General features: G+C 57.9%; 10 protein-coding genes. 8 read left to right on the top strand and 2 right to left on the bottom strand.

The genetic code is table 11. The features are described from left to right. Positions 1-4: 4 nt before the first annotated feature. Both AAFH99_RS10405 and AAFH99_RS10410 read right to left on the bottom strand, forming a co-directional pair. Positions 5-2959, bottom strand: coding sequence for a M16 family metallopeptidase (locus tag AAFH99_RS10405; protein ID WP_406827695.1), 2955 nt, complete (start codon positions 2957-2959; stop codon positions 5-7). 209 nt (positions 2960-3168) lie between these two features. Beyond that, entirely contained in the window at positions 3169-4101 is a 933-nt protein-coding gene (locus AAFH99_RS10410; RefSeq protein WP_406827696.1) for a porin, read from the bottom strand. A 200-nt stretch (positions 4102-4301) separates the two neighbouring features. Here AAFH99_RS10410 and AAFH99_RS10415 point away from each other — a divergent pair, with 200 nt between their 5' ends. The 8 genes from AAFH99_RS10415 (at position 4302) to AAFH99_RS10450 (ending at position 14087) form a co-directional block, all read left to right on the top strand. Beyond that, positions 4302-6842, top strand: a complete 2541-nt coding sequence (locus tag AAFH99_RS10415; RefSeq protein ID WP_406827697.1) for a DNA internalization-related competence protein ComEC/Rec2 — start codon at positions 4302-4304, stop codon at positions 6840-6842. Positions 6843-6975: 133 nt separating this feature from the next. Beyond that, positions 6976-7596: a MotA/TolQ/ExbB proton channel family protein gene (locus tag AAFH99_RS10420; RefSeq protein WP_043316377.1), complete on the top strand. Its 621-nt coding sequence runs from the start codon at positions 6976-6978 to the stop codon at positions 7594-7596. A gap of 29 nt (positions 7597-7625) precedes the next feature. Then, positions 7626-8045, top strand: coding sequence for a biopolymer transporter ExbD (locus AAFH99_RS10425; RefSeq protein WP_043316375.1), 420 nt, complete (start codon positions 7626-7628; stop codon positions 8043-8045). A gap of 120 nt (positions 8046-8165) precedes the next feature. Then, a complete protein-coding gene (msbA, locus tag AAFH99_RS10430; RefSeq protein ID WP_043316373.1) occupies positions 8166-10004 on the top strand; it encodes a lipid A export permease/ATP-binding protein MsbA in 1839 nt (612 codons plus the stop codon). A 53-nt stretch (positions 10005-10057) separates the two neighbouring features. Continuing rightward, positions 10058-11089 carry a tetraacyldisaccharide 4'-kinase gene (gene lpxK, locus AAFH99_RS10435; protein WP_406827698.1) on the top strand — a complete coding sequence of 344 codons (1032 nt, stop codon included), beginning with the start codon at positions 10058-10060 and terminating at the stop codon, positions 11087-11089. A gap of 17 nt (positions 11090-11106) precedes the next feature. Continuing rightward, positions 11107-11862: a 3-deoxy-manno-octulosonate cytidylyltransferase gene (kdsB, locus tag AAFH99_RS10440; RefSeq protein WP_197023794.1), complete on the top strand. Its 756-nt coding sequence runs from the start codon at positions 11107-11109 to the stop codon at positions 11860-11862. An 87-nt stretch (positions 11863-11949) separates the two neighbouring features. Beyond that, the gene (murB, locus tag AAFH99_RS10445; RefSeq protein WP_043316366.1) at positions 11950-12966 is read left to right on the top strand and encodes a UDP-N-acetylmuramate dehydrogenase; all 1017 of its coding nucleotides are present in this window, start codon (positions 11950-11952) and stop codon (positions 12964-12966) included. Positions 12967-13442: 476 nt separating this feature from the next. Continuing rightward, entirely contained in the window at positions 13443-14087 is a 645-nt protein-coding gene (locus AAFH99_RS10450; RefSeq protein ID WP_043316364.1) for a response regulator, read from the top strand. Positions 14088-14185: the final 98 nt, after the last annotated feature.

Consider the following 14185-nt stretch of genomic DNA (forward strand, 5'->3'; position numbering starts at 1 on the left):
TAAGTTAGCGGCTGGCGGAATCAGTTTCCGAAGACGACTTTTCCGGCTTGATCGCATACCCATCCTCATCCAATTCCACAATCGGCATGCCCAATTCCGCGATGCTTTCGCGAATATTGGCCGCATCGCCAACCACCACAATCGCCATATTCTCAGGTTCGAGCAAGCCAGTAATGACCTTGTTCAGGGTTTTGCGGTCGGTCTCTTTGAGCATGGCGCCTTGCTGAGAGCGGTAGTCCAGTGGCAGGTCGTAGCGCAGGATGTTGTTCAGCAGGCTGAGCTTGTCGCCCGGGGTTTCGTACTTGCGTGCTTCCTGTTGGCCGATGGCGGAACGGAGATAATTGAACTCGCTTTCGGTCATGCCTTCGCTGTCATACTTTGCAAACTCTTTGATTACTTCGTGCAGGGCATCTGCGGTTGTTTCCTTCTTCACCTCTGAGCTCATCATGTATTGGCCTTCCTGCGGCTCTCCAATCAGGTACGAGCGGGCGCCGTAGGTGTAGCCTTTGTCTTCGCGCAGGTTGAGGTTAATGCGGCTGTTGAAGTTGCCACCCAGCGGGAAGTTGCCGAGGTAGGCCAGGTAGTAATCACCCAGGGCATCGTAGGGCAGGCCATGCTGGGCAACGCGCAGGCTGGACTGTGCCGCGCCTTCTTTGTTTACCAGGTAGACGGTGCGACCGTTGATTTCCGGTTTCTGCAACGCGATGGCCGGGCGTACCGGTTGTGCGGTTTTTAGCTTTGCCAGCCCTTCCAGAGACTTGATGATCTTCTCGTGCGGCACACTGGTGCTGACGGTAACTCCACTCAGGTGGGCGGGAAAGTGGGCCTTGTAGTACTGCTTGACATCATTCAGGGTAATCTGCTCGACAGTGTCCGGCAGGCCGGCATCCGGGAAACTGAGTGGGTGTTCGGCACCGCGCATTACCGCACCAACCGCTCGGGTTGCCAGCCCTTGAGGGGTTTTGCGGGCTTGTTGCAGGCCTTCAATGGTCTGTTGCTTGATGCGGTTAAAGTCTTCTTCACTAAATGCCGGCTTGAGTATGCGCTCCATCATCAGAGGCACTGCGGTATCCAGATGCTTGGCCAGAACATTCAGGGTCACAGTGGTCTCGTATTGACCACTATTGACGCTGACACTGGCACCCAGGCGCTTCAGGGCTTCGGTAAACTCGGCGGCACTGCGCTCGGTGGTGGCCTCGCTCATCAGTGAGGTCATCAGCGAGGTGAGGCCGGCTTTTCCACGGGGCTCATCCCGTTGACCAAAATCAAATACCGCACGCACGGTAACGGTTGGCGTCTCGTCATTGGTTACCGCCAGCAGGCGAACACCATTTTCCAGTTTTCCATCCTGAATCTCGGGCAGTTCCACTTGCGGGTTTACCCCGGGAGTTGGCTGTACACTGCGATCGAAGGTGTCTTTTACGGGGCGCAGGGCGAGGGCTTCTCCGTCATCACCGTAGGTCTCCGGGATGGTGCGCTTCCACTGGTAATTCTGTTCGGCCGCGGCCATTTCCGGTTTGCCGTTAGGTACCACACTCAGTAGCACGGCAGGCTGCTTGGCGATGTACTCTTCAAACACTCGGGTGACGTCGTCGGTGGCGACGGACAGGTAGGCTTTGATCTCTTCGTCGATGCCTTTGGGGCTGCCAGTAAAAGTCTCAAAGGCGGCGAGGGTCGAAACCTTGCCAGAGACGGATTGCAGGCCAAATACGCGACTGGATTCATAGCCGGCCTTGAATTTCACCAGGTCATCCTCGGTCACGCCACGACTGGCAAATTCGGTGAGGGTGTCGCGTACTGCCTGTTCCATTTCCGCCAGGGTTTCACCGGAGGCGGGGTTCTGGATGACGATAAACCACATCTCACAGGCCAGTTCCTTGCAGGAATGGCTGACACTCGCGGACACGGCGCGACCGGTTTGTACCAGGCGCTGATATAGCATGGAGTCCTGGCCCTGACCGAGAATCGCGGCGGCGGCATCCAGTGCCGGCTCGTCCTCATGGCCGTAGTAAACCGTAGGTACCATCATCGCCAGAGCGGGCAGGTGGATATTATCTTCCAGGGTGACGTAGCGATCCGCATCGAGTTTGGCCGGTTGTTTCGGCAGGTTTTCCACTTCCGGGCCGGCGGGGATGGGGCCGAAGTACTTGGCCACCCATTCCAGGGTTTTGGCTTTGTCCACGTCACCACCGATGGTGAGCACGGCGTTATTGGGACCATACCAGCGCAGGAAGAAGCGTTTCAGGTCGTTGAGGTCGGCGCGATCGAGATCCTCCATCCACCCGATCACCGGCCAGGAGTAGGGGTGACCATCCGGGTAGGTGGTGGCATACATGGTTTCCAGGGCGCGGCCGTAAGGGCGGTTGTCCACCCGTTGACCACGCTCGTTCTTCACCGTTGCGCGCTGGACTTCAAATTTTTCCTGGGTGACCGCATCGAGGAATACCCCCATGCGGTCGGATTCCAGCCACAGTACGGTTTCCAACTGATTGGCGGGTACCGTCTGGTAGTAATTGGTACGGTCTGTGTTGGTGGTGCCATTCATGCTACCACCGGCTTCAGTGATGATGCGGAAGTGTTCCTCATCCGCCACATTGACCGAGCCCTGGAACATCATATGCTCGAAGAAGTGGGCGAAGCCGGAGCGGCCGGGATCTTCCCGGTTCGAGCCTACATGGTAGGTGACGTCCACGTGCACCAGTGGATCGGAATTGTCTTCGTGCAGGACGACGGTGAGGCCGTTGTCGAGTTTGTACTTGCTGTAGGGGATGGCGATCTCGGCACCATCGCCATCAAAGGTTTCCACCAGGGTAATGCCGGCGGGCAAGCTGGCCTGTTGAGCCGACTCCGGAGAAGCTTCGCTGGTGGCGGAGGTCTGCGGGGGTTCAGGATCGGTGCCCTTGCTGCAGGCTACCAGAAGTGCGGATGCGAAAATCAGTGCGATTTTTGTGCGATGCATGATGGTAGGAGACCTTTTTATTTTCAGAATCTCCGATCCTAGCACAGCTGGCGGAATGTGCCCGACCGGTACCGGTGTCCCCGGTTGGGTGACGCGCTATTCTTCAGTTGAAACCTAACAAAAGGGGCACTACCAGTCGGTAGTACCCCATTTGCGTGGCGGTGGGCATGGAAGCGGTATGGCGCCTCAAAACATGCCTGATTGCTGAATCAGAATTTGAACTCTGTGCCTACGCCTACGTAGCTGCGCGCATAATTATCTGCGGCGGTTTCATCGGTGTAGAAGGTAAATACCTTGGCAGCTTTGGACAGCTTGTAGTCCAGTCCAAGGCTGAATGTTTCGCCATCGGTTTTCACGATATCAGACTGGCCGTACTGTGCTTTCGCGGTCCAGTTATTGATTTTGTAAGCGACAGAGGTCATCCATCCGTCCTGCTTACTGTTGTCTGCTCTTTCCTGCTCTTCGTAAAGCCCGCCGACCTGCACATTACCAAAGTTGTACTGCGCAACCATACGCGCAACATTCCAGTCATTGGCCTCTACATCCATGTCATAGGCGTAGGCCAGGTAGACACCGTTGTTATCGTACGCAAATGCAACGGAAGTACCGTTGTCGCGGGTGTCGATCAGCGCACCCTCGTCGTCGAGGATTTCGGCCTCTTTATTACTGATGTACGCTGCTGCCACTTGGAAGCCACCAAATGACGGAGTGGTGTACTGCAGATTGTTGGATTCGCGGTTGTCGCTTTTGGTGATCAGGCTTTTAATATCGCCTTCCAGGTCGTTGAACAGATCTACTTTCTTCTGTGCAATCTTCAACGGCGTATCGAATTTACCGCCGATGACCTGGCCGAAGCCGCCTTCGAGGCCGGCAAAGATATTGCGCTGGGTGAAGGTGTCACCTTCGCCATCCATGTTGACCTGGTATTCCATTTTGTAGATGCCCTTGATACCACTGTCCAGGGGCAGCTCGCCTTTTACACCGAGGCGAGAGGCATTGCTTTTTACGTCGGTCGTTGCGCCGTCACCTTCGTCGTTGGACTGAAAGGAAGCGTTGGCTTTACCGTAAAAGCCAAAGATTTCCGCGTTGGCGAAAGAGGGAAGTACTGCAACCAGCGCGAGCGACATGGCGGTCTTTTTCATGGGGGCTCTCGTAATGTTTGTAAAAAATGAACGCTGTGTGTTCTTGAGTTGCGCGCAGTTTGCTGCGGAAATGTTACAAAGATGTGAAATGTGAAAATAAAGTGAATAAATTGTTACTACTGCGCTTTATACGTGACAGGTATGGCAGTTAAATCGGAGTGAAAGCGGGGGGAGTTCCCACAGGGACGGGGCATGGGTCGATGACAGGGATCAGGTTGGACGACCGACCAAATATTTTGTTGGGGCTATGGGCCTGTGCAGCGGGCATTGGGCAGGTTGCCTACTGGCCGGAATTGCCCGGGTCTCAGACCGTGGCTGGAGCAGCACTGCTCGGCCTGCTTGCCGTCACTCTGCTACTGATGCTGAGCGGCGTAAGGCCCGTTACAGTCAACCGGCGAGTTGTGCTTCTCTTCAGAGTCGTCCTGCCATTCTTGTTCGGGACATGCTGGGCACTGTGGGCAAACCACCAGGCACTGGAGCGGAGGCTACCTGAGTCACTACACGGTACCGACCACACCCTGGAACTGGAAGTGGTTTCGCTGCCGCAAGCCGCGCCGGCGGTTTCCTTTTTCGGTGCGCCCCGGGCGGCCACCGTCGGGTATCTGGATGCGCGCTTTCGCGCCCGTGTTACTGATGGAGAAGATGCCCGCTTTGTTGGCCGCATTTTACAGCTCGGCTGGTATCGGATGGCTCCGGCGGACGCTGAGCGTCTTGAGGCCGGCAGTCGCTGGCGGATGCGAGTGCGGGTCAAACAGCCCCGTGGTAGCGTCAATCCCCATACCTTCGACTATGAAGCCTGGCTGCTCGAACAGGATATTTTTGCCACGGGTTACGTGCGCGATCGTGATAACGAGCCGCTGTTTCTCAGAGCCGGTGCGGGCCTCAACCGCATTCGGGAGGATCTGCGCAGTCACCTGGATAGCGGGGCACAGCTACAAGAGCTCGCGTATAAACAGGCGCCGCTGATGCGTGCATTATTGCTGGGCGACCGCAGCGGAATTGATGAGGCGACCCGCAAGCTCCTCCAGAATACGGGTACTGCGCACCTGCTTGCGATCTCTGGGCTGCACGTGGGAATGGTGGCCGGGTGCTTCTTTTTATTTGGAGGCGTTCTGGGGCGCACCGCCGCTGTGCTGGGCGCTATGCGGGCGGGCAATCCTGTGTACCTGGGCGGTGCCGCCGGGTTATTCGCGGCGTTGACCTATACGCTGATCAGCGGGGCTCCACTGTCTGCCCAGCGGGCACTCGTGATGGCGATGGTGGCACTGGGGGCAGTCGTTCTGCGGCGCCGGTTTGACGGTCACCTGGGGCTGGCGCTTGCCCTGTGTGGCATCCTGTTCTGGCAGCCACTGGCGGTACTCAATGCTGGATTCTGGCTGTCGTTTATCGCAGTCGGCGCCTTGCTGTTACGTTTTCAGGGCAGGGTGCGGGTAGACGATCGGCCGATGCCCTCCACAGGCTGCTTGTCGCTCGGTACAAGGTGGCGTACCTGGCTGGTGAGTGGTGTCCACAGCCAATGGGCCATTGTCATTGGTATGTTGATACCCTCAGTGTTGATTTTTCATGGGGTAAGTCTGAGCGGGCTTGTGGTCAACCTGTTCGCGATTCCCTGGGTTGGCCTGTTGATCTTGCCTCTGATTCTGGTGGGTGCTCTGTGTCCAGTGGAGCCGCTGGCGGCGGGAATATGGGCGCTGGCCGACTTACAGTTGGGCTGGCTGGTTGCCTTTCTCGAATCCGCAGACCGAGTTGCCCCCGGCTGGTATGTGCTCCCGGTGCCCGGGCCCTGGGTCATATTGCTGGCGGCCGTTGGTGGGGTGCTGCTGGTCATGCCGCCGGGTGTTCCGGGGCGGGGGCTTGGCTGGCTTTTGATTCCAGCCATTGCCGTTGGCGGCACCGGCTGGCAGCGGCCGCTGCCGGACTCTTTCGAGCTGACGGTACTGGATGTGGGGCAGGGCCTTGCGGTTACCGCTGTCAGCGGGGCGCATACGGTTATCTTTGATACCGGTGCGAGTTCCGCTAGCGGGTGGAGCGCGGGCTCGAGCATCGTTGCGCCCTACCTCCAGGCACAGGGCCGGCAAAAGGTCGATGCGCTAATTGTCAGTCACGGGGATCGCGATCATGCCGGTGGTGTAGGCGGGGTGCTGGAGCAATTGGAGGTGGATAATGTGGTCGCGCCGGGCAGTCTCGGCCAGCGCTTGCTGGCGAAGCCTGGGTCGCGTTCTTGCCGCGCCGGGCACACCGCTCAATATGGCAGTTTCTCAATTCACTGGTTGTGGCCGCGCACAACATCGGTGAATGGTGAGGAGAATGACCACAGCTGCGTCGGTCTATTGCAGTGGAATCATGTGCGTATCCTGCTAACCGGTGATATTCCCAGCCGGGTAGAGATGCAATTGGCTGCGCTATACCCCGATCTGCCGGCAGTCGATCTTCTCATTGCACCGCACCACGGCTCGCGTACCTCCTCCTCAGCGGCGCTGATCGCGTGGGCGCAGCCGTCCCTCGTGGTGTTCAGTGCCGGCTACAAACACCGGTTTGGACATCCGCATCCGGATGTGACTGCGAGGTACCGGGCGGCCGGTGCAACTCTCTTCAACACCGCGCAGGAAGGAGCCATTCAGTTCCAATGGGATGATACTGGTGGGCTGGAGATTACACGGGCGCGGCAGGGGGGGCGCTTTTGGTATCAGCATCACAGCGACAAAAAAGATAACAATCAGATACTTAGCCACCGCCAATAGCTGTGGTAGAGTTTGGCGCTGTAGTGCTGAACGAGTGCCGAATGGCTCGGCCTGGCACCGGAGTTTGCAGGGGATTTCTCTGTAAAGCTCTCGATAAACCATAAGAATCCCGTACGCAGTCTGGGGCACAAACGTGTTAGAAATCATCAAATCCGGCGGCTGGCTGATGCTGCCAATCCTGCTTTGTTCCGTTGCCGTTATCGCCATCTTTATCGAGCGCCTGTGGACGCTGAATGAGCGCAAGATTGCGCCGCGGACCCTGTTGGGGGATGTATGGGGCAGTCTGCGAAACAACGAGTTGACCACAGAGAAGATCAAGGAACTGCGCGATTCCAGCCCGCTGGGGCGCATCTTTGCTGCGGGACTGTCCAATTCCAAGCACGGCCGTGAGGTCATGAAGGACAGTATTCAGGAGGCCGCCAGTCAGGTGGTGCACGACCTGGAGCGGTTCCTGAATGTGCTGGGCACCATCGCTGCCGTTGCCCCCTTGATCGGTCTGCTCGGTACCGTTGTGGGGATGATCCAGGTGTTTACCGCCATCATGCTGGAAGGCACCGGAAACGCGGGTGTCCTTGCCGGTGGTATCTCCCAGGCATTGATCACGACGGCCGCTGGCCTGAGTGTGGCGATTCCGGCGCTGATGGCGCACCGCTACTTTCAACGCCGCCTGGATAGCATTGTGGTCACCATGGAGCAGGAAGCCGTCAAGCTGGTGGACGCGCTGCACAGTGACCGTCGTATCGAAGCCGCCTGAGCCCATAGCCAGACATTCAGGAGCGCTCGATGCAATTCCGTCGCCAAAGCCAAGAGCAGGATGGGGTCAACCTCACACCACTGATCGATGTGGTGTTCCTGCTGCTGATCTTCTTTATGGTGTCTACCACCTTTACCAAGGAAAGCCACCTGAAACTGAACCTTCCCGAGGCTGCAGGGCCCCAGGCGGAAGTGCCGCCATCCACCATTGAAATTCTGATCAATGCGGACGGTTCTTACTCAGTGGATGGGCAGGCGCTGATCAACAAGAAGTTGGTTACTCTCAAATCGGCACTGTCGGAAGTTTCTGCTGGCGAGTACAATCGCCCGCTGATCATTACCGCGGATGCCACTGCCGAACACCAGTCAGTGGTTCGCGCCATGGATGCTGCTGGTCAGCTGGGATTTGTGCATCTCAGCATTACCACGCGGCAGCCTGACGAACAGTAATCTATAAGTGTTGATGCGGGGCGGCGACTACGACGCTCCGCTAGCCCTTTCGTAACGACCCGCCCGCAATCTGCGGGCGGCGTCGTTTGATGGGGCGGCAAACACACGACCTGATTGTTTATGGAAAAATCTCCGCAACCGGCCCGTACACCGAAAAATGGAGCCAGGACCTACCGTCGCCTGCTCTCGTATGCCGCACCACACTGGGCGGTGTTTGTGGTCGCCGTCTTCGGTTTCCTGCTGTTCTCCACCATGGAAGTTGCCCTGATTGCGGTGACGGAATTGCTGCTGGATGCGGTGGGTGCTGGCATCGATACCGGCCGTGGCTTCCTCTCCAAATACGTTGCCTCTTATTTCCCCAATGGCCAAATGCCACAGGAGACTGCTCGCTGGTTGGTACCGATGGGGATGCTCATCATTATTGTACTGCGCGCGGTAGGTAATTTTGTGGGCAGCTATGGTCTGGCGTATGTCGCACGTGCGGTGATCCACCAGCTGCGTTCCGAGCTGTTCGAAAGTATCGGCCGGTTGCCAAGCAGCTATTACGACCGCTATACCGGCGCTTTCCTGATTTCCAAGGTGGCGTATAACGTCGAGCAGGTCACCAACTCCATTACCAAATCGCTCAAGACGATCTTTCGCTCCTCGTTTACCGCGATCGGATTGCTCACCTACCTTCTGATGGTGAACTGGAAGCTCACGCTGACCTTCTTTCTGTTTGTGCCGATTATTGCGGCCATTGTCGGCATTGTGGGCAAGCGTTTTCGCAAGCTCAGTCATCGCATCCAAAACACCATGGGGGACGTTACCCACGTTACCCAGGAAGCCATCAACGGCTATGAGGTGGTGCGTATGTACGGTGGGCAGAAGTATGAAAACGCGCGCTTTCAGGCGGCGAGCAATGCCAATCGTCAGCAGTTTATGAAACTGGTGGTTGCGGATAACGCAAGTGTGTCGGTGATTCAGATTCTTGTGGGGCTTGCCACAGCGGTGCTGGTCTGGTTTGCGCTGGCCCCGGGGATGGTGGAATCCATGACCGCCGGCGTGTTTGCCTCATACATCGGTGCGGCGGCGTCCCTGGCCAAGCCGATCCGAAACCTGTCCGAGGTGTACGCGGAAATCCAGAAGGGGATCGCCGCCGCAGAAAGTATTTTCGAGGTGTTCGATGCCCCCAAAGAGCCGGCCGAAGGCGACGCGGTACTGCCGCAACCGGTGACCGGAGAGGTGACATTTGAGCATCTCGGTTTCCGCTACAGCGAAGACGGCCCCGAAGTGCTTTCGGACATTAATTTCACTGTGCGCGCGGGGCAGACGGTGGCCCTTGTGGGGGCATCCGGTTCGGGCAAGACCACGCTGGTCAGCCTATTGTCGCGGTTTTACGAACCGACCAGCGGCCGGATACTACTGGACGGGGTCGATATCACGCGCTTGCCGCTGGCTAATCTGCGCGCACAAGTCAGCCTGGTTTCCCAGAATATCGTGCTGTTCAATGACACCGTGTACCGCAATATCGCGTACGGGGAGCTGGAATCGAAGTCGGATGCCGAGGTGCAGCGGGCTGTGGACCAGGCCCACGCGCGCAGTTTTATCGAGGAGTTGCCACAGGGGCTGCAGACGGTTCTTGGTGACAACGCTCAGATTCTGTCCGGCGGTCAGCGCCAGCGACTGGCTATCGCGCGGGCGCTGCTGAAGGATTCGCCACTGTTGATTCTGGACGAGGCCACCTCGGCCCTCGACAACACTTCCGAGCGGCATATCCAGGCCGCGCTTGCAGAGGTGATGAAAGACCGTACCACCTTTGTGATCGCCCACCGGCTCAGTACTATTGAGAACGCAGATTGCATTCTGGTCATGGATCAGGGGCGCATTGTGGAGCAGGGCAGCCACAGCGAGCTGCTTGCCCAGGGCGGGCGCTACGCACTCCTGCTGCAACAGCAGAATATGCAGGGCGCGGGTTGAACGCCACCAAATTGTTGAATACATCGCATCAGGGATAGGGGGCGCAGAGCGCAATGTCGCTTGAAGACTGGTTAAACAAACGCTGGTACCCGGCCACTGAAGGTGGCGACGATAACGGCACCCAGTTGCCACTGCTGGCACCGCTGGAACTGGCGTTTCGCCACGGTAGCCGCTGGCGCAAGCAGCGCAATAAACCGGCGCCGCTACCGGTGCCGGTGATTGTGGTTGGCAACATCACCGTGGGCGGCGCCGGCAAAACACCACTGGTGGCCGAACTCGGCCGCTGGCTGAAGGAACGCGGCCGTAAGCCCGGGATTATCAGCCGCGGCTACGGTGGTCGCGCCAAGCATTACCCCTATGATGTCACCGCCCAATCTCATCCCCTCGAGTCCGGTGATGAGCCGCTGATGCTGCACCTGATGACCGGTCTGCCGGTTATGGTGTCACCAAAGCGGGTTGAGGCGGCGGAGGCGCTGGTTGAGCAGCACGGTTGTGATGTGATCCTTTCCGACGATGGGCTACAGCACTACGGCCTGTGGCGCAGCATGGAAATCTGTGTGGTGGACGGACACCGGGGGCTCGGCAACGGGCACCTGTTGCCGCGCGGGCCCCTGCGGGAGTCGATCGAGCGCCTGTCCAGTGTGGATATGGTGGTCGTCAATGGTACCGCCGGTACCCTGGCGGAGTCCCAGTGTGGCGACAAGGTCGATTTCACCATGCACCTGGAGCCGGCGCGCTGGCATCAGTTCAACCTGGACCAGACCTCCACTCTCAAGCTGGAATCCGGCCCGGAAGTGGGCCCGTGCCACGGAGTGGCGGCGATCGGCAACCCCCAGCGCTTCTTTAACGCCCTGCGTGCGATCGGTTTCACTGTGATGGAGATGCCTTTCCCGGATCATCATCAGTTCTGCCAGCAGGAGCTGCAGCTCGACGGTGTAACACCGGTCATAATGACCATGAAGGATGCGGTGAAATGTCGCGATTTCTGGCAGACCCACTGGTGGGCGCTGGAGGCACGGGCGCAGCTTCCCGATCTGTTCTATCAACGCATACACCAACACCTCGAGAGTTCTGACGCCCCATGAGCCGTATCGCCGATGACCTGAGTTTTGACGTCATTATCCCCGCCCGCTATGGGTCCAGCAGGCTGCCCGGAAAACCACTGGCTGAAATTGCCGGGAAGTCCATGGTGCAGCGCGTTTACGAGCGTGCCAGTGAAAGTGCGGCAGAGCGGGTAATCGTCGCGACCGATGATGATCGCGTGGCCGAGGCGGTGGCCGCTTTTGGTGGTCAGGTGTGTATGACCAGCTCCGATCATGCCTCCGGTACCGACCGCCTGCAGGAAGTGGCGGTCAAGTTGGGGCTCGCGGAGGAGCGGATTCTGGTGAATGTGCAGGGGGATGAACCGCTGATTCCGCCTGCGGTCATCAACCAGGTTGCGCGCAACCTGGCGGATAACACCACTGCTGGTGTGGCTACCCTGGCGGAGCCTATCGAATCCGTCGAGGACTTCGTCAACCCAAATATCGTCAAGCTGGTGTGTGAGGAAAGTGGTCTGGCACGCTACTTTTCCCGTGCGCCCATACCCTGGCCCCGGGACGCATTTGCCGCGGACAGGTCTGTGCTGCCTGAGGGGCTGACCCCCCGTCGTCATATTGGCATCTATGCTTACCGTGCGGCCCTGTTAAATTTGTTTGTAGGCTGGCCCATGGCACCGTTGGAGCGGATCGAGGCACTGGAGCAGTTGCGCTTCCTCTTTAATGGACAGCCGATACATGTGGCGGACGCCTGTGAGGCCGTGCCCGGGGGAGTGGATACAGAGCATGACCTGGCGCGGATGCGCAGTCTGTTCCGCTAAGCGTTGCCTGCGTCAAGCGCACGTATACCGCTCGGTACCTCCGCAAAAAGATTTCGCCGGTACGGTCAATTCATATTCTGGTAGTGCATGATTCAATCTGATATCGACCTGCAGCCTTTTAATACCATGACGATCGCCGCGCAGGCCCGTTACTTCTGCTCGGTGACCTCTCTAGAGCAGTTGCGTGACGCTCTGCGGTTTGCCCGCGATAGGCAGCTTCCGATACTGCCCCTCGGTGGCGGCAGCAATATTGTACTTACCGGGGACTTCCCCGGCCTCGCATTGCATCTTGGCATGCTCGGAGTAGACCTTAGGGATACTGAGGATGGGGTGCGAGTACGTGCAGCGGCAGGGGAAAACTGGCACCAGCTGGTAATGCGTACTGTCGAATCCGGGTATGGCGGACTGGAAAACCTGGCGTTGATTCCCGGGAACATCGGTGCGGCACCTATTCAGAATATTGGCGCTTACGGAGTGGAGCTGAAAGATCACTTTGAGCAGCTTACCGCCATGGAGATCGCAACGGGCGAGCTGGTGACCTTCACCGCGCGCGAATGCGCTTTTGGTTACCGTGACAGCCTGTTCAAGGGGGAGGCCAAAGATCGCTACCTGATTTGCGAGGTAGTGCTCAAATTGCACCGTGGCTGGCAGCCGCGGATTGATTACCCCGCCCTTCAGCAACACTTTGAGGCGCACGAGACCAGCCTTGAATCCTTGACCCCGCAGCAGGTCGCGGAAGCGGTGATTGATATCCGTAACAGTAAGCTTCCGAATCCGCTAGAAATACCGAATACCGGTAGCTTCTTTAAAAATCCCGTGGTGTCCGAGGCTCAATACACGGCCATCAAAAAAACATACCCGAACGTCGTCGCTTATGCAGCCGGGAACGGATGGAAACTGGCCGCAGGCTGGCTCATCGATCAGGCCGGCTGGCGTGGCTTTCGGCGTGATGGGGTCGGGGTGCATGACCGCCAGGCACTGGTGCTGGTGAATCCGGGGCACCGGGCAGGGCAGCAGGTAGTCGATCTGGCCCGTGATATCGCCGAAGACATTCAAGTCAAGTTCGGGGTGACCCTGGAGCCGGAGCCGCGGTTTTACCCGTAGAGCCCGGGGGATCGCAGCAATGCCGCTCACTTAAGTAATTTTGTGGCGGCGCCGCTACCGGATGCGGTCTTGCGAGACACGCCGTAAACCCATCCCTGGGGCTCTGCACCGCCATCCCTGGCGGTGAAGGTCTCACAAGACCGCACCCGATATCGTCACCTTCGCCCTCAGCTACGTTAAATGAATAGTAGTACGGGGGGTGCAGGGGTTCCGCAGTGGGAAATGCCGGCCTTGGAGCGGCATGGGAAATTTTCTGCTGTTTGTGTGGGTTAAAACAATAGATAACTTCGCGTTTAGTTGCGTACCACTTGCTTTGCAATGAGACACTAGTCTGGTATGTTTTCTGAGGGCTCTGTGGATGGATCTTTGCGGGACATAACTCGCTGAGCAATAACAAAAAATTCGATTTTGTGCTAGCTGATTTCAGTAGGAAAATTTTGCGCAGAATCGGCTGATAATCCGTGGTTGGGGCTAATTTGATAAAAGTCTTAGTGGTAGACGATCACGACTTGGTGCGTATGGGTATTTCCCGCATGCTGGGAGATGTCGATGACATTCAGGTTGTCGGCGAAGCCAAAAGTGGTGAAGACGCACTGGCATTTGTCCGCGAGACGGAAGTGGACGTCATTTTGATGGATGTACGAATGCCCGGAATGGGGGGCCTCGAGGCTACCCGTAAATTGATTCCCCGCTTTCCCAAGGCGAAAGTCATTGCGGTCAGCGCACTGGACGACGACCTTTTCCCCAGCCGGCTGATTCAGGCGGGGGCCTCCGGTTACGTCACCAAGGGCGCGGATCTGGAAGAAATGGTGCGGGCTATTCGCTCGGTAGTCGCCGGCGAAACCTATATCAGTTCGTCAATGGCGACCAAACTGGCCCTGCGCAGTGTCAGCGGTGGCTCATCACCCTTCGAAGATCTTTCCGAGCGGGAGTTGCAAACGGCGGTCATGATCGTCAACGGTAACAAGGTGGCAGAAATTGCCGAAACCCTTGCGGTCAGTCCGAAAACCGTCAACACCTATCGCTACCGGATATTTGAAAAACTGGGCCTGCATTCCGATGTGGAGTTGACCCTGCTCGCGGTCAAACACAATGTGCTGGACCCGGAAGAGGCTGTGTAGCGGCAGCAGGTATTTGGCAGCGGAAGCGTTTAGCGCGAGCAGATAGAATCGGTGCATCATGGTGTGTTGTTAGAACAGGGGCCTTTCCGGCCCCTGTT

The sequence above is a fragment of the Microbulbifer sp. ARAS458-1 genome, from assembly GCF_045348205.1.
Taxonomy (GTDB): Bacteria; Pseudomonadota; Gammaproteobacteria; order Pseudomonadales; family Cellvibrionaceae; genus Microbulbifer.